Below are 21902 nucleotides of genomic sequence, written 5' to 3'. Positions count from 1 at the left end.
CTGGATTGCTTCGTCGACCTTACGGTCTTCTCACTAATAGACGTGTAGAGAAGGTGTATTTACTAATATTAAAGCCAATTCGGGATAAGATTAACTAATTCTTATCCTGAATTGGGGTGTCTATCAACTCTTGAAATCATAGTAGTATATTAATGATGAAAACTGAATCTAATTATCAAGATTTTTTGAAAACTATAGCCATAATAACCATGGTAATAGATCATTTAGGGTTATACTTTTTCCCTGAATACGAGATAATGCGGGTTATTGGTCGTATTAGTATGCCTATTTTCTGCTTTTTTGTTGGCTATAATTTTCATAAAAAACCAAAAATTAAAATTCTTGTAGTCGGAGTTCTACTACATATTTTTACTACTATATTATTTAAGCAGTTCACCACAACTAACATACTTATTCCTATTTTTCTAGGTCAGTGCTATCTTTATTGTTTTCAAAATAGCCTAAATAATTTTTTCTATAAGGGTTATTGTCATGTTGTCTTCCTTGGGACTCTTTGGTTCTGCACTTGGTTCTTGGTTGATTATGGTACCATAGGTTTAGCTATCATGTTACTTGGCTATATAGCTAAACATGATCTAGGTAATCTTAGGATTGCCGTTGCAATATCTATGATTTTGACTGTACTGCATACCATTGCTGTTTTTCCCTTGTCGTATATCTATGTACTTATAGTAGTTATATTTGGAGTTTTACAATATATATTTATGGTTGCAAGAAATTTTGAACAAAAAATTGCTATAAATTTGCGAATTATAAGCCATAATGCTTTATATATCTATGCTATACATCTAGCAATTTTACAATTTCTATTTTTTAAATTCTACTTACAGAATTGATAAATCAGTTAATAAACTGTGCTAAAATGTCTATGTTTCAAAGAAAAATATAGAATCTACACATAATTGTCTTATCCCTTGTTGACAATTATTAAGAAAAAGAGTAACATGTTTGTTGAGTTTAATAATTAACTCTTTAATAGCATGAAAACCTTGTATCTATCGATTTATTTGGTTTAATTTCTACGGAAGAGTTGCGAATTAAGTTCAAATAAGTAACTCTATACTAAAAGGTTTTTATGGCTACTAAAGTAGGTAAGGTTAAATGGTTTAATACAACCAAAGGTTTCGGTTTCATCCAGCCAGACGATGGGGGGAGTGACGTTTTTGTTCACATCTCGGCTGTAGAGCGTGCCGGTATCCGTAATCTTAATGAAGGTCAAAGTGTTGGCTTTGATCTAGAAGATAATAAGGGGAAAATTTCTGCTGTTAATCTACAAATAAAATAATATTTATTTAAAACTACAAGCAACTACTCAAAATTTATGAGTGGTTATTAAACTAGTGAATTTTGGGTAGTATCATCTTTTTATACACTTCATGGATTATTTTTTGTAATTCAGTGTTTCACTGTAAGTTAAAGTTATAATTTTGTTGGAACATAATACAACAGTTTTTTACTATACAATTAATTGACAACTCACATTATAACGTAAGAACTTAATCATACACTTATTCTTTTAAAGTATAGAATATATGTTTACTCAAATGCTTTGACTAACCTGAATTAGATGTAATACATCGGTTTAATAGCCTAAGGTATCATCCCTACACCTTCGATGTACCACAATTCGGGATAAGAATTAGTTAATTCTTATCCCGAATTGGGGTAAAGCATTTGAGCATTTTTAATTTAAGATAAATAATATTGGACTTATATAATGAAAAGTTTTAATTTACCAAATGAAGTGATTATATCACTTGAACGCATGAACATAACCTCTCCAACGGAAATTCAAAGAAAGGCCATACCGGTTGCTATGCAAGGTAATGATGTTCTAGCTTCTAGTCAAACTGGTTCGGGTAAGACCCTTGCCTATTTGCTACCAATAATCAATTCTTTTATACAGACTAAATCAATGTCTTTGGTACTTGTTCCAACTCGGGAATTAGCTACTCAAGTGCGTGATACTTTAACTAAGGTAACTACTCAAATAAAACTTCCTAGTGCGGTTTTGATAGGCGGTGAACCAATGCATAAACAATTTACACAACTAAAAGTAAATCCTAAAGTTATAATTGGCACACCAGGTCGTATCATAGATCATTTACTTCGTGGTACTTTAAAATTAAATACTATCCAACTGGTAGTACTTGATGAAATGGACAGAATGCTTGATATGGGTATGAAAGAACAATTAGAAGAAATAAATAAATATATACCTGCAAAACGCCAGGTTTTAATGTTTTCAGCTACTATGCCAAAACATATTATTGCATTATCGCAAAAATACGTGGTTAATCCTCATCGTATTACTGTTGGATCAACTACTAAGGCTGCATCTCAAATAAAACAAGAAACTTTGCGTGTTTCTGATAAAGAGAAATTTCCTGAGCTTATAAAGCAATTAAATGAACGTGATGGTTCTATAATTATTTTTGTAAAAACTAAGCGTGGTGCTGATCAGCTTGCAAAAATGTTGAAATTTGAAGATCATAAAGCTGAAGCTATACATGGTGATTTAACACAAGGTAGACGTGATCGTGTAATTTCATCATTTCGCTCTTCTCGTCATAGGATCATGGTGGCAACAGATGTTGCAGCTCGTGGCTTAGATATACCTCATACACAGCATGTTATCAATTATGACTTACCAATGGCTCCAGAAGATTATTTGCATAGAATAGGTAGAACTGGTAGAGCTGGTCTCTCAGGTTGTGCATTATCATTCATTTCGCCAGAAGATAATATCAGATGGAAAGCTATTGACCGCCTAATAAATCAAGGTGAAACTACTTCAAGAGCAGATATGAGGGAAAGTAAGAATCGCAGGAAACCATTTAATGGTCATAATGGCAAAAAAAGTTATTTTCCTCGTAATAACAATGATAGAAAACCTTATGCTGGTTCTGCTAGAAATAATAAAGCATTCTAATATCATAGTACCCTACATTTTTCTATAATCGTCATAGCAAGGCTCTTTAGATGCCGTGGCGATCTAGGTAAACAGCGAAGCTGTTTTTTTAGAGTAACGCTTCGCGTATCCTAGGTTGCTGCGTTACCGCTTTTTCGCGACTCCTCACTAATAGATGCAGCTATTGTAATAGTGGTTATATAAAAAATGTAGGGTACTATGGCTAATACCTCTCAATTATCAAAACCAATTCTTCAGATCACTTGAGTATACTTATTTACTCAAAGTTTTCTGAGATTGGGAATATGCTTGTTGTTCAATGCTTGCAACCCTTGATATAACCTGTTGTTTGATACCAAGATCTACTACATGCTCATATCTCATTCCATTATCTAGCAGGATATGACCAAGTTTATTTACTAACTCTACATCCTTTTTAGAGAATTTACTAATAATTAATTCTGTAATTTCATATAAAAACTTCCAAGATAGCTCAACTCTATCATTGAGTGAGAGGTTCTTTTTATTATTTTCTTTATTAAATGGTTCTGCATTATTAGGATCATCAACAAGCGTTCTAACCGGTGTTTTCTTGCTCTTTTTATAAATAAAGAATGTAACAAACACTAGAAATAGACCTATTACAGCGATTATCAAATTAGTATTTTGCATAAAACCCTCAAATATATCTTACTGATACCATTTCCCAAAACTAAATTGCTACTCGGAGTACGAGTGTCGAGTACCTTCGCATACAACTAGTACGTGAGGAGCGGAGATCATGAAGTACGACCGTGATGATTAGTTTTCAGAAATGGTATGATAATGCCCTGCTACTTGACTCTATACCACACGATCTTCTTCTTGTGCTAAAAATTCTTCAAGCTTTTCTTTCGTATAATTTTTTTCTCTAAAATCACTTCATTGTCAAAAATATGTTGTACTGTTTTTTCTTCTAATAACGGACCTTTTAAGCGCTCAAGAGCATTAGGATTTTTTTTATAAAAATCAAATATTGCTGTTTCTTGACCTGGAAACTTCCTTGCTTGAGCCATAATAGCACTTACAAGATCTTTCTGTTCGATATGCAAATTCTTAATTTTCATATATTCGGATAACATTAGACCTATTCTAACACGACGTAAGACTAGCTTATTATAATACTCACTAATTTCTGCTTCTGATTTATCTTTAAATATCGAATCTGAGTCACTATTGCTCTTCTCAGTTTGAGATTTCAGAATACTTATCTCTTGGTCTATTAAAGATTTAGGAACATTAAACATTAATAGCTTTTCTAATTGATCAAATAAGCTCATTTTCATTAAAGTGCGTATAGGCTCACTATATTCATTTTCTATGCTTTTAGAAATATTATCACGTAACTCTTCTAGTGTTTCACAATTAAATTTCTTAGCAAACTCATCATCAACAACTAGCTCATCAGCAGAATGTACAGCCTTTACTTGTACAATAAACTTAGCCGGTTGACCTGCGACTTGCTTCATATGGTAATCTTCAGGAAATTTAACGTTGATTTCTACCTCGTCCCCAGTCTTACTTCCAATAAGCTGATCTTCAAAGCCCTCAATAAAAGTTCCACTACCAATTACTAGTTTATAATCTGTAACCTTACCACCTTTAAAAGCCTCATTATTGACATAACCAATCGCATCAATAGTAACTTCCTGCCCTTCTTTTACTTTCCCTTTACTTTCTTTATTATAAATTTTTGATATAGATGCAAGCTTATCTATTTGCTTATTAACATCATCTTCTTTAATTACTAACTTTGGATAAATAATTTTTATTTTTTTAAAATCTGGCAATTCAATATCAGGTAATAGCTCAAATTTTAGAGTAAATTCTATATCCTCATTCTCTTCATTACGTAAATTTTCTAACTGTGGATCACCTACTGTTTTTAGTTTATGATCTTTAATAACATGCTGTACTGCATGATTAATTTCATGGTTTACCACATCAGACCTAACAGATTGCTTATATTTTTTATTAACAATGCTGATTGGCACTTTACCAACACGAAATCCATCAAGCTTAACTTTTTTTGCTAAACTAGCTAATTCTTTTTGTACTTCATTGGCAATTTTAGAAGAAGGAAGGACTACTTTAACTTCAAAATCTAGACCTTCATTTTTAAGTTCTGTGACTTGCATACTAAAAAACTCATTAGCAATATTAAAACCTTACGAAAACTTGAAGAGCTACTAAATTAAATAAAGCTCTCCAGTTTTTGTATTATTATTTTGTGGTGCGGATGGAGGGACTTGAACCCCCAAGCCTTGCGGCGCTAGAACCTAAATCTAGTACGTCTCCCAATTTCGTCACACCCGCATAGCTGTACCCCTGACTACTTAACATAGATTGTTTTAACAACTTAATTAAATAGGTTCAGCTAGGAGTTTTATCAGAGAATTATAATACACATGATACAGACTTTGTAAATCGTTAATTTCTGTGTATTCATTAATTTTATGAGCTGTATTAGATTGTAAACCAAATTCCACAACAGGACAATAATTTTGGATAAACCTCGCATCAGAAGTACCACCACTAGTAGATAATTTTGTATATACTCCTGTTGTATTAGATACTACCCGAACAAAATCGGCAATTAACCCTACTGGTTCTTGGATAAAACAATTAGCTGAAGTTACACTACTTAATTCATATTTAAAGTTATATTTCGCACAATATTTATTAATTATCTGATCTATCAAATCTGTTATGCTCGATGATGAATGAAGATCATTAAAACGAATATTAAACTTTGTTGTAATTTTTGAAGGAATTACATTAGTAACATCATTACCTACATCAATAGACGTAACTTCTAGATTCGACTGTTGAAAAAATTCACTTCCTTCATCCAGTCGATAATTAACCAACTCATTGAGTATCTGAACTAAAGGAGTAATCGGATTACTGGCTTGTAATGGATATGCCACATGCCCCATTGTACCATATAGAACTAGGTTAAAGTTAATACTTCCTCGCCGACCAATTTTTATGGTATCACCTATTTGACGCTCATTTGTTGGTTCACCTACAATAGCAAGATCGATCAAATTATTACCACCCTTATGCAAATATTTTAACATTTCCACAGTGCCATATTTGGCGTTTCCTTCCTCATCGCTAGTAATTAGAAAACTAATTGAACCATGCGGAGTTGGATTTAACTTAATAAAATCTAAGCTAGCAGCTAGGAAACATGCTATCGCTCCCTTCATGTCAACAACTCCCCTACCATAAATCTTATCACCTACGGTAGTTGCTATAAAAGGGTCGTTAAGCCATAATGCCTTATCACCTGTTGGCACGACATCAACATGTCCAGCAAAACAAATATTAGGTCTTGCATTACCATAAACAGCATAAAGATTGGTTACTTTATAATTATCCTCTCCAAATATTTTGATTTCAGTCTTAAAACCATTTTTTTCTAATAATTCATTAATATATTCAATACAACCACTACTCTCAGGAGTTACTGATTGAAAACTAATTAAGTCTTCAAGAAATTTTATCAAGATAACCTCCAATAGTCATCAACTTATAGTTCTTCCTAAAAATTCCTCTCTCATATCTAGCCAATGTTTTATTCTCTGACAACCAAAACAGACACACCCGAGTGCCGCACAATCTTGGACGCATTGGGACCTAACATATAATCTCTGAGTTGTGGTCTTACTGCTGAAATAATGATTAAGTCAGCTTTCACTTCATTGGCATATTGTATTATTTCATCATATACTGCCCCTCGACCAATATGCAATTCAACTTCGATCTCCTCCGGCACATATTGTCTAATTAATTCTGTTACTTGTACCCGATATTTTTCTTTTTGATCTTTTGCCCAACTTTTAGGCAAATAATCCTCAACCATTTTCATACCGAAATCCGAGATGATATAAAGAAAATGTAATTTGGCACTAAAAATAGTAGCAAAACTTAAAGCCTTTGGTAATATCACCTTAACTGATTGTTTATCCGACAAATCTATTGGTATTATTATATTTTTAAACACAATTAACACTACTCCGGTGCATTTATATTATTATCTATTTCTTACTACTGAATGTTTTGGCAAAACAAAATTATTGGTATCAGCAAAATGCTTAATATCTATATTATATAACATATAATTAGAATGTTTAAAATGTTTTACGTTTTTGTGAAACATTCCGATAAATTTATCCAATAGTTTAGCATCCATATTGCTATTAGTAACTAAAATTGCTGTTACTGCTACTGTATTCTGATCGAGAGTGATCCCAGGATATAATGTTTTATCCAGTAATGCCTTATGAAAAGCTTTATTAGTGGCGATTAATTGTGCAATTTTATTATCTTCAATAGGTACAAAATCAACTTTACAGCTATTAGCAATAAATCCCACCAAGGCATTAGGATGACCTACCGTCATCATTATCACATCAATTTTACCGCTACAAAATTCTTTTATTGACTCTTCATAATTAATTTCATCAACATCTATTGGTTCTTTAGTAAAATTATATAACTTCCTTATAGCATTGTAGGTAATAGTATTACTAGAGAATGGCAAGCCATTTGATATTCTCTTACCCTCAATATCTGCAAAAGTCTTTATCTCATCCCGATTTTTTACAACAACAGTAAAAAACTCATCATATAGATTAAGTACCTGACGCATTTCTTGCATTTTTTCTGTATTAGAGTAATACCCAGTACCTTCAAAAGCCTCAAGTGCTACATTAGATTGCACTAAAGCTAAATCTATCTTACCTTCTTTTAGCAAAGCTAAATTTTCAACCCCTCCACTAGTAGGTACTACTTCACAATTCACACTTTTATCAGCTAAAGTAAAGGTTTTACACAGATCCAATCCGATAGAGTAATAACCCTTCAAAATAGAACCAGACCCAATTCTCACTGTTTTCTGTGAAGCAAAAACACAATTACTAGTAAAAAATAGGCAAAAAACTACCAATAAAACTCTGAAATTATTCATAAATAACACTATACACTAAAAATAATTGACCACTAATACCTTAAGACTTAAAATTTAATAAATCATTTTCCCTATCCAAAGTACCTTTACTATTATTGATAATCAAGATAATTGTTACAATTCATGTGTAAAAAAATCCTTATTCCTTACCAAGTGTGCAAATTTTATTAACTTAAGTAACCTCGGTGTCATCCCCGCGAAGGCGGAGATCTTAAAAATCTTTAAGTCTAAGATGTTTTGTATTCTTAGATTCCGCACCGAAGCACATAGGTGTCAACTTAAGAGCGTAATGATTGAGCATGTATAAGTAAATCAAACCTAAACGTCATTGCGAGAAGCTGCTGCAAGCGGCGACGCGGCAATCTAAGATACGCGAAGCGTTACTCTAAAAAACAGCTTCGCTGTTTATCTAGATCGCCACGGCATCTAACGAGCCTTGCTATGACGGCTGTGTTTAATTTGTTTATACATGTTCAATCATTACGCTCTTAAGTTGACGCCTATGCACCTACACGGGAATGACATCAACCTTTAAGGACTATTATACTTACTAAAACTTGCACACTTAGTTATTCCTTATAATATGCTTCTCCAATTTCAATTTCACTACGATTATTTAACTTACGCCAATTATTGGTGTCCCTAAGTGAGTAGATGCAGCCACAATATTCTTGCTTATAAAAATTTTCACGTTTAGCTATTTCGTACATTCTACTGCTACCTCCATTTTTACGCCAATTATAAGTCCAGTAAGTTATTCCATCGTAATGAGAAGCAGCCTTGATCCCTGATTCATTAATTTGATCCATATCTTTCCAGCGGGAAAGACCAAGAGAGCTGGTAATAACTTTAAAATCATTCTCATAGGCATAAAGAGCTGTCCGTTCAAAACGCATATCAAAACACATAGAACAGCGTTTACCTCTTTCTGGTTCATATTCCATACCTTTGCTTCTCGCAAACCAATTCTGCACGTCATAATCTGCGTCAATGAAACTGATACCCATTTTTTCAGCAAAACGGATATTTTCATTTTTACGAATTTCATACTCTTTTTTAGGATGAATATTAGGGTTATAGAAAAAAATAGTTAAATTAATACCGGACATTAACATTTTTTCCATCAGCTCTCCTGAACATGGAGCACAGCAGGAGTGTAGTAGTACTTTACTTTCACCATTTGGTACTTCTAGAATTTCATTCATAATTATCTGTTAATTTTCTTTATAAAATTTTAAAATAACATACAATATAGCTAACTCGATTAGTATTTATCCATAGTTGATCTAGGGCAATGTTGTCATCCCCGCGTAGGCGGTGATCTAAAATAGTGTTCAGAAAACCCTGAAATATTATAGATTCCTGACCGAAGGGGGGATTACATCCTTTCCGTTGAAACAAATGGATAAATGTTAGTCGGGTTAGCATTAAGATATTGTATTGTAGAAAAAAGTATAATAAATTATTATTTTTTATTAACAATAATTTTGTTACTAAATATTGAATATTGGTTTAATTGAGAGATATATTATGTTAAATAAAACGACCAATTTACCGGAAGGTTTTGTGTATTTGGATCAAATAGATCCTACTATAATTCAACAGATGATGTATTATGATACTAGAAATTTTATAGGAAAGCAGATCGATGGCTATAAAGCTAATAGAGCTGTACTAACTAAAGAAGCGGCTATTGCCTTAAAAAATCTTCAGCAAGATATAAAAAATGATAACTACTCTTTGGTAATTTATGATGCTTATAGACCTAATAAAGCTGTACAACATTTCATCAGCTGGGGAGAAGATGTTGCTGATCAAAAAATGAAAGACTCTTATTATCCATACATTAATAAGGCTGAAATTTTTCAATTAGGTTATGTTGCTAAACGATCACCTCATAGTCGTGGAAGTACTGTAGATTTAACTATTATCGAACTTGGAAAACAATTAAATCCAAACCCTAAAATGATAAAAAGACCTCTAAAAGATGGTCGTCTAATCCCTTATTTTGATGATAATACGGTTGACATGTATAGCTCTGTAGATCTTATGGATCTAGTATCCTCCCATGATAGTAAACTAATTGATGAACTTTACTTACAAAATCGTAATTATCTACGTGAAAAAATGAAAAAACATAATTTTAAGGAATATTCGGTTGAGTGGTGGCATTATACCTTACAAGACGAACCTTATAAAGATAAATATTTTGATTTTGATGTTGAATAAACTTCTTGCATTAAGTATAATAACTTAAAAAAAAGTAATAATTATTTAAGGAGGAATTAAAATGAGTAAAGATAAAAATATAGAAGCTAATAAAGAACTCTTACAAAAGACAGCTTGTAGATTAGGAATTTCTGAAGATGAACTTCTCAGTGGAATCCCAGAAACAACATTATCTTGGCCTAACCCAAAAGTCCTTGGAGGTTATCTAAAGAATATGCAACCGGGTATGACTTCAGCAAAAGTATTAGAGAAGCAACTAGCCAAAGATCCATTTGGCAATTTTGCCCTAAATTTTATCCCTGGAATCATAGATTAGATTTGCTTAATAAACCACAAGAGAACTCTTCTCAACAACAGGAAGAAACGTCTAGTGCTGTTAGTTGCGAGGTGTCCAAGGATGATTCAAAAAAATCGGATGAAGTCTCAAATGTATCAACAGAAGCTATATCTATAAAACCACTAGAGGCATCTAGTGCTGCTAGCTGTCAGGAGAGTACTCTTGGTAGTTGGAGTAACGATAATAAAAAACTCTTAGAAACTATAGCTACACTATCACAAAAGTCTAAAGATGAAGTTTTAAATGAAAATCCCCTGCTAAATGAAGATTTACCTAACCCTGAACTTAAAGAGTATCTAGAAGCACTGATAGAGAGCCTAACAATTAATGATTCTTATACAAACGACAATCCCCCTAATGATGTAGCAGCTGGCAGTTCACATGAAATGTCTAATGTTGCTAGCTGCGATTTAACGGGTGAAAATCTACCCTTTAACGAGGACTGCAATTAACCTCAGCTTGATGTAAGACATCGGGTTAATAGCCTAGGTGTCATCCCTGCCCCTTCGGATGTCACCCACAGCTGTCGAAAGTTCAATAAACGTCATTGCGAGGAGTCGCGAAAAAGTGCATAGGTGTCAACTTAAGAGCGTAATAATTGAGCATGTATAAGTAAATCAAACCTAAACGTCATTGCGAGAAGCCGCTGCAAGCGGCGACGCGGCAATCTAAGATACGCGAAGCGTTACTCTAAAAAACAGCTTCGCTGTTTATTTGGATCGCCACGGCATCTAACGATGCCTCGCGATGACGGCTGTGTTTAATTTGTTTATACATGTTCAATCATTACGCTCTTAAGTTGACGCCTATGCGAAAAAGCGGCGACGCGGCAATCTAGGATACGCGAAGCGTTACTCTAAAAAAACAGCTTCGCTGTTTACCTAGATTGCCACGGCATCTAAAGAGCCTTGCTATGACGATTATAGAAAAATGTAAGGTACTAATGGTTTGCAACTTTCGAAGTAGGAGAAGTATGCTCAAATCATTTAAATTCCATTTCCCTATCATGTCTAATATGGACTACGTAGATGGTATCATCATATATTCGATATCGTAGTATATAACCTGATAAGCCAAATCGAATATATAAATCCCTATAATCTATTAGATTAGTCACCGGTTTACCTGTCAAAGGAAATTCTATAAGTGTGATAACTGCTTTCTTTATTAGACCTCTTGCAGAATTCGCTTCTGCTAGGGAATTTGTAGGAGGGTCGGAACGCAGAACCGCAGCGTACTCAAACGTACGTGAGGATTCGAGTACCGCACCGACGCACAAATTACCAGCAGAAGTAGAATTATGCAAAAGGTCTATTGTTTCTGCTGCTCTCTTTGCAGCATTAGGATTATTTCTATCAATGAATTTTCTCAGTCGTACCAAATCTGCAATTGCTGATTCCAACCATACTAATCTTTCCATTAAGGTCTTTCCTCTTCTTTATCACTTCCCCATCTATCAAGCCACTCAGTTATTTTGTCATTTCCTAAAAATTTACCTTCCCCTGCTTCTTGCCAACGCTGTATCGTCTCTTGTTTTAATTGTTCTTCATGTTCCTCTGATTTGAGATAATTAGTAATTGCTTCCTTCATCAGCCAGTGTGCTGAACGTCGCTTAATTTTACCAAGCACTTGCAACCTCTTCTTAATTTGCGGTGCAAGTTTCACGCTTACTACAATATTATCATCAGCTCTTTTCATACTCAGTCTCCTTTATAGTATTAAGTAACCGAAAGTTCGATGTAACAAGTTACATCGAACTTCCGCTAAGTATTTATAAGTAATACTATACACTACTTAATTTGTGTTTGCAACTCTCGAATTAGGAGAAGTGTACAGGGTAATTTAAAAGTCGGGCTGCAAGCCTAATAGATAAAGGAAAAAGTGCTTAATATGCACTCGATGTCATTCCCGCGTAGGCGGGAATCTAAAAAAATAAGCCTGAAAGACTATTAAGTAATATAGATACCTACCTTCGCAGGGATGACATCGATAGTGGTTAGATTTCTATCTATAGCAACTAATGATTGTGACTTTTAAATTGCCCTGTATATATTAATCACTTAAATTCTTGATTTTGTTAACTATAGAATATATTTCTTTTTTGCTGTAGCTTCTTCCAAAATTTTCATTAGCTATATCTGTGACACTTTTTGCACTCCATCCTTTAGATAAGTATAAATCTATAAATTTTTTTAAGTCATCTGCAAGAAGAGCTTTATTAGGTTCAGCAGCACCAGAAATTAGCAGTACTATTTCCCCCTTAATAATGTTCGAGTTATAGAAATTTATTACATCTTCTATTAACCCAGACTTTACTTCTTGATAAAATTTAGTAAGTTCTCGTGCTACACATACCTCCCTATTACCAAAAACAGTAAAAGCTGTATGTAGCGATTGTTCTATTCTGCTAGCAGTTTCAAAAAAAATCAAAGTTGCTTTTATATTAGATAATTCTGTAAAAATCTTCTTTTTACCTTCAATAGTTTTTGGTAAGAATCCAGCAAATAAAAAGCGATCTGATGGTAATCCAAAAATGGTTATAGAGGTAGTTAATGCCGAAACGCCCGGCACTACATCTATGTGATAATTAAGTTTCCTTAAATCTCTTACTAGTTTATAACCAGGATCAGCAATTAACGGTGTTCCAGCATCAGATATTAGACTAACTATTGCTCCATTATCAATTAATGTGCGGATAAATTCTCTTTCTTGATAATCACTATGATCATTATATACTTGTAACTTAGTCTTTATATTATGTTTTGCTAGTAATTTTCTTGATATTCTAGTATCCTCACACAGTATAATTGTGGAATTTTTTAACGTTTCTAAAGCCCGGAGTGTTATATCATCTAGGTTACCAATAGGTGTTGAGACAATGTACAGTCCTGGTTTGAAGATCATAATTTAATCCTATAAGTAAGCATTATGAGCAATATAAAAGACTTCCTGCATAAGTCAAAGAAGCTTTCGAGATTTTTAGGAGAAACGAAGCCGAGTCGAGGCACGTACTCAAATGTACGTGAGGAACTAAGGCGAGTTTCGACGACAAAATCACCAACTAGATTGACTTATGCACAAAAATTTTTAAAGGTCACCTTATCATTTATATGTCTTGTCTCTTTATTTTCTTGCCAATCTAATAAGGAGGTTGTTGTTCCTAGGGCAAAAGAAATTGCTCAGGAAACTCTAGAAGTGGCTATTTTAATGCCCCTAACAGGAGAACATTCTACATTAGGTAAGCAATACAACCAATTAATTAAAATGGGTCTAGAAGATGGCTTAAAAACTTATGTTCATGTTACTTCTTATGATGGTTCTAATGAAAAGCAGGTACTTGCTGCAATGGATAAAATACTGCTACGTAAAACAAAAATTATTCTCGGACCATTATATTCAAATCTTACTTCTCTAATTGCCAATAAAGCTAAAGCACATGATGTTATTATCATTACCATGTCTAATAATCCTGTATTGGCAGACAAAAAACTTTTTGTATTCGGTCATGCTCCGTCAAAGCAACTCATAAAAATAATTAATTACTTTGCCGATCATGATTATAAAAATTTCATTGCACTTTTACCTTCAGGTAGTCATGCACAAACTATAAACCAACTTATCCAAAATATACTAATTCAAAAAAATTCTACCTTAGTGCGGAGTGAATTTTATGCTAATATACCGGAATCAATAGAAAAGGCGGTTTTAACTGTCTCAAATAGTGTTGATAATTTAAATGAAATGGAGGATACGGCAACTAAACCTGTAATTTATCTGTCAGATGATAGTAAAAATTTAGATTTGCTTTTTGATAGTATTCATAAGCATAATTTAGATAAGAAAGCAATTATAATAGGTGATAACAGAATTGATATCGATCGTTCTGAACCTATAAGTATTATCTTCACCGGTTCATTGAATATTGTCAATAGTAATATAATAGAAAGGGCTAAAAATATAGGTATTAATCATTTGTCTTTCATGCATGCTGTAGCTTATGATCTAGGAAGGATAACATCAAAATATATAGATACCAACTTTACCGAAGAACGATTTTTAGCAGCTATTAATGGCAAAACCCCATATACTGGTATATCAGGTAATGTCTACTTCATCGATTCAATAGCTCAAAGAGAGTATGATATAATTAAGAAAGAAGATGGTCTGTATAGTACCATAGCAAAAAGCGATAACAAATTATGACTTAGACGGGGTAAATCTATCAATTTATTGCGTAATTTATCTAAATGACATATAGTAATAAATGATAAAATAACTTACACAAGTATTTGATATAAAATATGGAAAAATTAATAACAAACATGGATCAACATGGCAGAATATTGATTCCATCAGAAATAAGAGAAAGGCTTAATATACAACCGGGTGATAAAGTTAATCTAGAAGTTTATGAAAATGAGGTAAAGATAATTAATGCTAACCAAATAATAGATGAGATGCATGCAATCTTTACAAAAAACCAAAATAATAGAAAAGATTCAGTGGTAGATGATTTTATAAATAGAAAGCATGAAGAATACCAAATAGAAGAAAATAGAAGTATAAAAAATGGCTAATAAAATAGTGTTTGATTCCTCTGCTCTTATAATAGACTTCTTTCGAAACTCGCTTATGCGCAAGGGTGTGAAGGAGACGCGGAACCTCGACCCGCAGCGTACTCTAATGTACGTGAGGATTCGAGTACCGCATCGACGTACAAATCACCAGCAGAAGTAGAGTTTCGAAAGAAGTCTAATGCTATTTGCAAAAGAACTTGGATATGAATCCATAAGGCAGCATATGAAATATGCAATAATCTCAAGTGTAAATATTGCGGAAGTATACAAATACTGTATTGAAGTACAAAATTTAACAGAAGACGACTGTAGAAACCTGATAAAGCTTTCCGGTATCAAAATTATAGATTTTTGTGAAGAACAAGCATATCGCTCTTGCTACCCAATCCTCCTGAATTTACTATAGTAAACTTCGGTGCAGAGTCTAAAAATATATAATATCTTTCTTGGTTATTTTTTTAGATATTGCTACTTTCGCAGGAATGACGTAGAAGATGCTTAAGTTAAGGTTAAATTTAATGATACAGTCTATAAAATATTCAAAAAAAACTCAGTCCAATTTTATCTTCAATTTGTTAACATTTTTGATAATCGCTAGCATCCTTATCTTTATTGCTTGGGGTTTAAAGCAGATGGCAGCACCAATAACTGTATTAGAGCAGCAACCAGTAACTCTAGAATATAGTAATCTTTTTCAGTATTCTCTCAGAACGCTTTTGAGGATGCTAATTGCAGTAATTGTCTCATTAATTTTTACTTTTATTTATGCCAGCCTAGCTGTTAAAAGCAAGAAATGTGAACAAATATTAATTCCGTTACTAGATATTCTTCAATCTCTTCCTATTCTTGGATATATTTCTTTTACAGTTACAGTTTTTTTAGCTCTTTTCCCGTCAAGTATTATGGGAGCTGAATGTGCAGCGATATTTGCCATTTTTACATCGCAAGTTTGGAACATGACATTTAGTTTTTATTATTCGCTTAAGAATATCCCACAAGAATTGCATGATGCAGCATATATTTTTAGAATGTCAAAATGGAGGCAATTTTGGCAGGTCAGCGTTCCATATGCAGTGCCAGGATTAGTTTGGAATATTGTAGTATCAATATCTAGTGGATGGTTTTTCGTAGTAGCTTCAGAGGTTATCACAGTTGGCAATACCCATATAACCTTGCCTGGAATAGGATCATATATTGCTTTAGCAATTACACAGAAAGATCTTTATGCAATTAGCTCAGCAATTATGTCAATGTCACTGGTGATTATATCATATGATCAATTGCTACTTAGACCTCTAGTGGCATGGTCTGATAGATTTCGTTATGAAATGAATGCAGGTAATAACGTGCCACATTCTTGGGCATTCAATTTATTTCAAAGAAGTTTGATTATTCACAAATTATTCTCCCCTATTGCTTATATTGCAAAATTTATACTTTATCTCCCCATACTTAATCGTTATAGCGAAATAAATTCAAGTTCATCAAATAATTTTTCCAATAATACTTCGTGGAGCGATTATTTATGGTATACTGTACTGGGCGGCATAGCATGTTTTTCGGTCTATTACATATATCATTTCTTGCATTACGATATTGGTTGGTCTGAACTATTGAACGTATTTGTTTTAGCATCAATTACTATGTTACGTGTGGTAGTACTTATAATTCTTGCGGCAATTATATGGGTACCGATTGGTATATATGTTGGACTAAATCCTAAAGTAACAGCTATTGTACAACCACTAGCACAATTTTTTGCAGCTTTTCCAGCAAACTTATTATTTCCTATTGTCTTTATAATTATTACTCGTTACGATTTAAACCCTAATATTTGGCTTAGTCCTCTGATGATTATGGGAGCTCAATGGTATATATTATTTAATGTTATAGTAGGAGCATCTACTATTCCCAATGATCTTAAAGATGCCACAAGAATTTTTAAAGTCAGTGGTTGGAATTGGTGGTTCAAAGTCATGTTACCAGCAATTACCCCATATTTTATAACAGGAGCAATAACTGCATCAGGTGGGGCATGGAATGCTAGTATTGTGGCAGAAATTATTAATTTTGGCGATCGGAAAATAGCAGCAAGCGGTATTGGAAGTTATATAGCTGAAATGACAATAAAGGCTGACTTTAAAAAATAGTCTTAGGTATGGGAGTTATGGCTCTATTTGTGGTATTGTTTAATCGTTTATTTTGGCAACCGTTAAATGAGTATTCTATTAAAAGATTTCAGCTATAATTCTATGAATCTAGAATATCCGAAAATTCTTAAAAAAGTCTATTGCATTTAGCTGTAAAGTGATTATAATGTAATGTTTCGTTTAGCTAGCCTCAATTCGATATAAGGATTATTAATTCTTTATAGAATTGGCTTGTTATAAGAAAAAATGCATTCTTGAAGCGGCTTTTACGAATGCATTTTAATCTATTACCGCTAATAATCTTATTTTTATATTGTATAAAAATAAGATTATTAGCAAATTAATATTTAATAATCAGGTGCAGAACCGCTTCAAACCTGATTGTTTCTATATGTATCCCTGAATTCGATGTAACTAAGTTACATCGAATTCAGGTTAGCTAGGCTAGCAATACAATGAATAATAGAATAAACAATCCATCTACGATAGTAGTTGCAATGTCTGGTGGGGTTGATAGCTCAGTAGTGGCTGCTATGCTCCATGAACAAGGTCATAAAGTCATTGGTATAACTTTACAATTATATGATCACGGTATAGCTACCAAGAAAAAAAATGCCTGTTGTGCTGGGCAGGACATTTACGATGCAAGAATGGTAGCAGATAAGTTGAACATTCCGCATTATATCTTAGACTATGAGTCTAGATTTAAAGAATCAGTAATTGATGACTTTGCTGATAGTTATATAAAAGGTGAAACGCCTCTGCCCTGCATAAAATGCAATCAGTCGGTTAAATTTAAAGATCTGCTAAAAGTAGCAAAAGATTTAGGGGCTGACTGTCTTGCTACTGGTCATTACGTTCGAAAAATCGAAGGTATAGGTGGGGCAGAATTACATACTGGTATTGATGCTGGAAAAGACCAAAGTTATTTTTTGTTTGCAACTACTTTGGAACAATTAAATTATCTATCTTTTCCTTTGGGAGGATTGAGCAAAGAGCAAACAAGAGATTTTGCTAGCAAATTTAATCTAAGCGTTGCCGATAAACCTGATAGTCAAGATATTTGTTTTGTACCGGATGGCGACTATAGGAAGGTAATTAGTGGTATACGAAAAAATGCTAATGAGCAAGGTAAAATAATTCATGTAGATGGCTTTGAACTTGGGACACATAATGGTATAATAAATTATACTGTAGGTCAACGTCGTGGTCTTGGCATAGCCTTTCAGACACCACTTTATGTAGTAAGAATTGATCCTACTACAAAGATTGTATATGTTGGTCCAGATTCGGCTTTAGACTCAACCGAATTTACTATTAAGGATGTTAATTGGCTTGGTAAAAAAATGACCGAACAAGAAGAAATTGATGTAAAAGTTAAGATTCGTTCGACTCGACCTGCTACCTTTGCCAAGATTAGTAAAATAAGTAATACAGAAATTAGAGTAAAGTTAATGTATGCAGAAAAATCTGTAACTCCTGGTCAAGCTTGTGTCATATATGATAATGATCGAGTCCTTGGAGGGGGATGGATTACTAGAGAGATTGTATAGATCCAATTTCAAAAAAGTCTATTTTTATAAAATAACCTCAACTATTGATGTAATAAATTAATAGTAGGCTCAAGTAATCATCGCCATTAGGGGTGATGTCCACAACTGTCGAAAATTCAACAAACGTCATTGCGATGAGCGTTGTTAGCCCTAAACCGTCATTGCGAGCGAACGTACGTGAGTGCAGCAATCCATGAAGCTTGTCATATGGATTGCTTCGTTGACCTACGGTCTCCTCGCAATGACGTTTGTTGAACTTTCGACAGTTGTGGGGTGACATCGTTTTTACTACTGATAGTCTAGTGATACGATAGTAGTATAGTATTAGATTAATACACCCTTCTAGGGTTTTCTATTATTAAAATCGGAGGAATTAATGAGCTTTTTAACAAGAAAAAGTTTTGAATCAATAAAAGAACTAGGTAAGACTAGTGGTCTTAATAAAACTCTAGGAGCATTTGACTTAGTACTACTAGGGCTTGGTGCTATAATAGGCACAGGTGTATTTGTCACTACTGGTATAGTTGCTGCCAAATATTCTGGACCGGCTGTTACGTTATCATATGCTATTGCAGGTGTAACCTGTATTTTCGTTGCTCTTGCTTATACAGAACTTGCTACAATGTTACCTACTTCTGGTAGTGTGTATACTTATGCTTACGTAGCTTTTGGAGAAGTATTTGCTTGGTTAATTGGTAGTGTTATTATACTAGAACTTGGTTTTGCTGCTGGTACTGTTGCGGCCGGTTGGTCCGGATATGCTCAGGCAATATTGTCAGCAGGCGGAATATATTTACCTAAGGCTTTAACTGCTGTACCTGCCAATGGTGGTATAATAAATTTACCAGCTTTTCTTATCGTAGTATTTATCTCTTTTATTTTATATTTAGGAACAAAAGATAGTAAAAAGCTAAATGCTCTATTGGTATTTGTAAAAATGGCAGCTATATTTGCTTTTATCATATATGCTGCACCACATTTTAATGCTACGAATTGGCAGAATTTTTTACCTTTCGGCTTTAGTAATATGCTAGTTGGAGCATCTATTCTATTTTTTGCTATGACAGGTTTTGGTACGATAGCTGCTACAGCTGAAGAATGTAAAAACCCCAACCGTGATTTAATGATTGGCATTATTGGGTCACTGGTAATTTCAACAATAGTATATGTTATAATAGCTGGATTGGCTACTAGCATAGCCTCTTTTGATCAACTTAATAATGATCAACCACTTGCTTATGCACTAAGCCTAAATAACAGTAATGTTGGTTCGGCAATTGTTGCTACTGGTGCTGTTGCTGGTATGACTACAGTACTAATGATGAATATTTATGGTACGTCTCGTATCTTTTATGTAATTGCCCGAGATGGGTTACTACCTAAAAGTTTTGCCAAACTACATACTAAATATGATAGTCCTTATATTACTATCTTACTATTTTCTGCCCTTGCTGCTATATTAGGGGGATTTTGTCCAACGGAAATCCTTATACAGCTATCATCTATGGGAGCTTTAATAGATTACACGGCAGTTGCTATAATAGTTATGTTGTTTAGAATAAAAATGCCGGATGCAACAAGACCGTTTAAATGTCCTGCTGCTTTTATCATTATCCCATTTGTTTTAGTAGCTTGTCTATACTTACTAGTTATACAAATAGTTGATGGTGAGTTTAATTTAATGACTGCGGGGAAAGTACTAATATACTGGTTTGTGGCAATGTTTGTCCTATATATTTTTAGGTCATTTTTCATAAAACGAGAGGTCTAATTTGTATGAGTGATAAATTACAATCTTTACGTGGTATGAAAGACCTACTACCTGAGGATTACCTAATTCACGATTACATAATAAACACAGCCAAACATATAGGTGGGCTTTATGGTTATCAAGCCATAAGTACACCTATAATTGAATATACTAAAGTCTTTGATCGTACACTTGGAGAGACTTCTGATGTAATAAGTAAGGAAATATATAGTTTTCTTGATAAAAGTGGTAATCATATCTCTCTTAGACCAGAGTTTACGGCTGGCATTATCAGGGCTTTTATCTCTAATAACTTGCAACAAACATTACCTATTAAATTTTTTTCAAGCGGTCCAGTGTTTCGTTACGACCGACCACAAGCTGGAAGACAAAGGCAGTTCCATCAAATAAATTTTGAGTATATTGGGGGAGAAGGATCTAGTACGGATGCCGAAACTATCAAGCTTGCATTAGATATTCTTCGGACTTTAGAGATAGATAAAGATACAACTTTAGAAATAAACTCACTGGGTTGTACTGCAACTCGTGCTGTTTACCAACAACAGTTGGTAGAATATTTCAATGATTATAAGTCAGAATTATCAGAAGATAGCCAAAAGCGGCTTATCAAGAATCCAATGCGTATATTAGATTCGAAAGATGAGAATGATAAAAAAATAGTTGCAAATAGTCCACTAATATCTCAATATTATAGCAGTGATGCTACAAAATATTTTGACGATTTACTAAAATACTTAGATTTACTCAATATAAAATATATCATTAATCCAAGACTAGTAAGGGGACTTGACTATTATTGTCATACAGCTTTTGAGTTTACTACTAGCAACCTTGCTAGTCAGTCGACAGTTCTTGCTGGTGGTCGTTATGATGGCTTAAGCAAACTTATGGGAGGTCCTGAAGTAAAAGCCATTGGCTTTGCTGCTGGAATTGAACGCCTTAGCCTAATGAGAGAGTACCACATATCTAAACCTAGACCAGTATTTGTCTTTCCCATTAGCGACAATAATTTAGAATATTGCTTAATTTTAACAAATCAATTGCGTCAAAAAAATATTTCTGTTACCTTAGATAATAACGGCAAAATAGCTAAAAGAATAATACGAGCTAATCTACAAAAGGCTAAATATGCTATTTTTGTTGGTGATAATGAACAAATGAGTAATAATTTAAAATTAAAAGATCTTGATAAACAACAAGAATATCTATTGCAATTTGAACAAATTATAGAATTATTAACTCACCTTACGCATAACCCCCATGGCAATTTAAAAGTCATAGGAAAAACAGCCTAGCGTCTATTAGCGAGGAGCTGCGTCGCAGCGACGAAGCAATC

Annotated in this window: 20 protein-coding genes, 1 tRNA gene and 1 pseudogene; 12 read left to right on the top strand and 10 right to left on the bottom strand. The window is 33.5% G+C overall.

Annotated features, from left to right (window positions below; genetic code table 11):
* Window positions 1–152: 152 nt before the first annotated feature.
* The 3 genes from ACFEL1_RS02765 (at window position 153) to ACFEL1_RS02755 (ending at window position 2953) form a co-directional block, all read left to right on the top strand.
* The gene (locus ACFEL1_RS02765) at window positions 153–857 is read left to right on the top strand and encodes a TraX family protein (RefSeq protein ID WP_342278370.1); all 705 of its coding nucleotides are present in this window, start codon (window positions 153–155) and stop codon (window positions 855–857) included.
* 239 nt (window positions 858–1096) lie between these two features.
* Window positions 1097–1306, top strand: a complete 210-nt coding sequence (locus tag ACFEL1_RS02760) for a cold-shock protein (RefSeq protein ID WP_341751689.1) — start codon at window positions 1097–1099, stop codon at window positions 1304–1306.
* 432 nt (window positions 1307–1738) lie between these two features.
* The gene (locus ACFEL1_RS02755) at window positions 1739–2953 is read left to right on the top strand and encodes a DEAD/DEAH box helicase (protein WP_341761388.1); all 1215 of its coding nucleotides are present in this window, start codon (window positions 1739–1741) and stop codon (window positions 2951–2953) included.
* Window positions 2954–3205: 252 nt separating this feature from the next.
* Here ACFEL1_RS02755 and ACFEL1_RS02750 read toward each other — a convergent pair whose 3' ends face one another.
* The 7 genes and pseudogenes from ACFEL1_RS02750 to ACFEL1_RS02720 form a co-directional block, all read right to left on the bottom strand.
* Window positions 3206–3604 carry a DUF2660 domain-containing protein gene (locus tag ACFEL1_RS02750; protein WP_341761387.1) on the bottom strand — a complete coding sequence of 133 codons (399 nt, stop codon included), beginning with the start codon at window positions 3602–3604 and terminating at the stop codon, window positions 3206–3208.
* Window positions 3605–3775: 171 nt separating this feature from the next.
* Window positions 3776–5109: pseudogene (gene tig / locus ACFEL1_RS02745) on the bottom strand (trigger factor).
* Window positions 5110–5202: 93 nt separating this feature from the next.
* Window positions 5203–5287 (bottom strand) — tRNA-Leu (locus tag ACFEL1_RS02740).
* 47 nt (window positions 5288–5334) lie between these two features.
* Window positions 5335–6489 (bottom strand): succinyl-diaminopimelate desuccinylase, encoded by a 1155-nt coding sequence (dapE, locus tag ACFEL1_RS02735; protein WP_375331526.1) that lies wholly within the window; start codon window positions 6487–6489, stop codon window positions 5335–5337.
* A gap of 65 nt (window positions 6490–6554) precedes the next feature.
* Complete coding sequence (locus tag ACFEL1_RS02730; RefSeq protein WP_341747208.1) at window positions 6555–6983, bottom strand: universal stress protein; 429 nt, start codon at window positions 6981–6983, stop codon at window positions 6555–6557.
* A 30-nt stretch (window positions 6984–7013) separates the two neighbouring features.
* Window positions 7014–7949 carry a TAXI family TRAP transporter solute-binding subunit gene (locus ACFEL1_RS02725; protein ID WP_341762493.1) on the bottom strand — a complete coding sequence of 312 codons (936 nt, stop codon included), beginning with the start codon at window positions 7947–7949 and terminating at the stop codon, window positions 7014–7016.
* A 569-nt stretch (window positions 7950–8518) separates the two neighbouring features.
* Window positions 8519–9154, bottom strand: a complete 636-nt coding sequence (locus ACFEL1_RS02720; protein ID WP_342278374.1) for an epoxyqueuosine reductase QueH — start codon at window positions 9152–9154, stop codon at window positions 8519–8521.
* Between the two features lie 325 nt (window positions 9155–9479).
* On the opposite strand from ACFEL1_RS02720, the gene ACFEL1_RS02715 reads away from it, so the two are divergent.
* From ACFEL1_RS02715 to ACFEL1_RS02705, 3 genes are all read left to right on the top strand, one after another.
* Window positions 9480–10178, top strand: coding sequence for a M15 family metallopeptidase (locus ACFEL1_RS02715; RefSeq protein ID WP_375331383.1), 699 nt, complete (start codon window positions 9480–9482; stop codon window positions 10176–10178).
* Between the two features lie 61 nt (window positions 10179–10239).
* Complete coding sequence (locus ACFEL1_RS02710) at window positions 10240–10494, top strand: hypothetical protein (RefSeq protein WP_375331382.1); 255 nt, start codon at window positions 10240–10242, stop codon at window positions 10492–10494.
* 2 nt (window positions 10495–10496) lie between these two features.
* Window positions 10497–10967, top strand: a complete 471-nt coding sequence (locus ACFEL1_RS02705; RefSeq protein ID WP_375331381.1) for a hypothetical protein — start codon at window positions 10497–10499, stop codon at window positions 10965–10967.
* Window positions 10968–11497: 530 nt separating this feature from the next.
* On the opposite strand, the gene ACFEL1_RS08370 is transcribed toward ACFEL1_RS02705, so the two are convergent.
* From ACFEL1_RS08370 to rsmI, 3 genes are all read right to left on the bottom strand, one after another.
* Window positions 11498–11935: a type II toxin-antitoxin system RelE/ParE family toxin gene (locus ACFEL1_RS08370; protein WP_410521691.1), complete on the bottom strand. Its 438-nt coding sequence runs from the start codon at window positions 11933–11935 to the stop codon at window positions 11498–11500.
* Entirely contained in the window at window positions 11935–12213 is a 279-nt protein-coding gene (locus ACFEL1_RS02690; protein WP_342278378.1) for a CopG family ribbon-helix-helix protein, read from the bottom strand. Before ACFEL1_RS02690 ends, ACFEL1_RS08370 begins: the two co-directional genes overlap by 1 nt.
* A gap of 354 nt (window positions 12214–12567) precedes the next feature.
* Window positions 12568–13419: a 16S rRNA (cytidine(1402)-2'-O)-methyltransferase gene (gene rsmI / locus ACFEL1_RS02685; RefSeq protein WP_375331379.1), complete on the bottom strand. Its 852-nt coding sequence runs from the start codon at window positions 13417–13419 to the stop codon at window positions 12568–12570.
* 24 nt (window positions 13420–13443) lie between these two features.
* Between rsmI and ACFEL1_RS02680 the strand changes: the two genes are divergently transcribed.
* The 6 genes from ACFEL1_RS02680 (at window position 13444) to hisS (ending at window position 21861) form a co-directional block, all read left to right on the top strand.
* Window positions 13444–14718 carry a penicillin-binding protein activator gene (locus ACFEL1_RS02680; protein WP_375331378.1) on the top strand — a complete coding sequence of 425 codons (1275 nt, stop codon included), beginning with the start codon at window positions 13444–13446 and terminating at the stop codon, window positions 14716–14718.
* A gap of 98 nt (window positions 14719–14816) precedes the next feature.
* A complete protein-coding gene (locus ACFEL1_RS02675; RefSeq protein WP_342278381.1) occupies window positions 14817–15092 on the top strand; it encodes an AbrB/MazE/SpoVT family DNA-binding domain-containing protein in 276 nt (91 codons plus the stop codon).
* Window positions 15093–15610: 518 nt separating this feature from the next.
* Window positions 15611–17242 carry an ABC transporter permease gene (locus tag ACFEL1_RS02665; RefSeq protein WP_375331377.1) on the top strand — a complete coding sequence of 544 codons (1632 nt, stop codon included), beginning with the start codon at window positions 15611–15613 and terminating at the stop codon, window positions 17240–17242.
* A gap of 455 nt (window positions 17243–17697) precedes the next feature.
* Window positions 17698–18795, top strand: coding sequence for a tRNA 2-thiouridine(34) synthase MnmA (mnmA, locus tag ACFEL1_RS02660; protein ID WP_375331376.1), 1098 nt, complete (start codon window positions 17698–17700; stop codon window positions 18793–18795).
* Window positions 18796–19171: 376 nt separating this feature from the next.
* On the top strand, window positions 19172–20566 hold the full coding sequence (locus ACFEL1_RS02655) for an amino acid permease (RefSeq protein WP_342278384.1): 1395 nt from the start codon (window positions 19172–19174) through the stop codon (window positions 20564–20566).
* A 5-nt stretch (window positions 20567–20571) separates the two neighbouring features.
* Window positions 20572–21861 carry a histidine--tRNA ligase gene (gene hisS, locus ACFEL1_RS02650; RefSeq protein ID WP_375331375.1) on the top strand — a complete coding sequence of 430 codons (1290 nt, stop codon included), beginning with the start codon at window positions 20572–20574 and terminating at the stop codon, window positions 21859–21861.
* The last annotated feature ends 41 nt before the right edge of the window (window positions 21862–21902 follow it).

It is taken from the genome of Candidatus Tisiphia endosymbiont of Oplodontha viridula (genome assembly GCF_964264865.1).
GTDB lineage: Bacteria > Pseudomonadota > Alphaproteobacteria > Rickettsiales > Rickettsiaceae > Tisiphia.
The sequence above is the reverse complement of the archived record's forward strand: the minus strand, read 5'-3'. Positions and strand labels throughout refer to the sequence as shown.

Bases quoted from the DNA above. Each gene is read 5' to 3' on its own strand.
- ACFEL1_RS02765 (WP_342278370.1), top strand. From the start codon at position 153: ATGATGAAAACTGAATCTAATTATCAAGATTTTTTGAAAACTATAGCC.
- ACFEL1_RS02760 (WP_341751689.1), top strand. From the start codon at position 1,097: ATGGCTACTAAAGTAGGTAAGGTTAAATGGTTTAATACAACCAAAGGT.
- ACFEL1_RS02755 (WP_341761388.1), top strand. From the start codon at position 1,739: ATGAAAAGTTTTAATTTACCAAATGAAGTGATTATATCACTTGAACGC.
- ACFEL1_RS02750 (WP_341761387.1), bottom strand. From the start codon at position 3,604: ATGCAAAATACTAATTTGATAATCGCTGTAATAGGTCTATTTCTAGTG.
- ACFEL1_RS02725 (WP_341762493.1), bottom strand. From the start codon at position 7,949: ATGAATAATTTCAGAGTTTTATTGGTAGTTTTTTGCCTATTTTTTACT.
- ACFEL1_RS02720 (WP_342278374.1), bottom strand. From the start codon at position 9,154: ATGAATGAAATTCTAGAAGTACCAAATGGTGAAAGTAAAGTACTACTA.
- ACFEL1_RS02715 (WP_375331383.1), top strand. From the start codon at position 9,480: ATGTTAAATAAAACGACCAATTTACCGGAAGGTTTTGTGTATTTGGAT.
- ACFEL1_RS02710 (WP_375331382.1), top strand. From the start codon at position 10,240: ATGAGTAAAGATAAAAATATAGAAGCTAATAAAGAACTCTTACAAAAG.
- ACFEL1_RS08370 (WP_410521691.1), bottom strand. From the start codon at position 11,935: ATGGAAAGATTAGTATGGTTGGAATCAGCAATTGCAGATTTGGTACGA.
- ACFEL1_RS02690 (WP_342278378.1), bottom strand. From the start codon at position 12,213: ATGAAAAGAGCTGATGATAATATTGTAGTAAGCGTGAAACTTGCACCG.
- rsmI (WP_375331379.1), bottom strand. From the start codon at position 13,419: ATGATCTTCAAACCAGGACTGTACATTGTCTCAACACCTATTGGTAAC.
- ACFEL1_RS02680 (WP_375331378.1), top strand. From the start codon at position 13,444: ATGAGCAATATAAAAGACTTCCTGCATAAGTCAAAGAAGCTTTCGAGA.
- ACFEL1_RS02675 (WP_342278381.1), top strand. From the start codon at position 14,817: ATGGAAAAATTAATAACAAACATGGATCAACATGGCAGAATATTGATT.
- ACFEL1_RS02665 (WP_375331377.1), top strand. From the start codon at position 15,611: ATGATACAGTCTATAAAATATTCAAAAAAAACTCAGTCCAATTTTATC.
- mnmA (WP_375331376.1), top strand. From the start codon at position 17,698: ATGAATAATAGAATAAACAATCCATCTACGATAGTAGTTGCAATGTCT.
- ACFEL1_RS02655 (WP_342278384.1), top strand. From the start codon at position 19,172: ATGAGCTTTTTAACAAGAAAAAGTTTTGAATCAATAAAAGAACTAGGT.
- hisS (WP_375331375.1), top strand. From the start codon at position 20,572: ATGAGTGATAAATTACAATCTTTACGTGGTATGAAAGACCTACTACCT.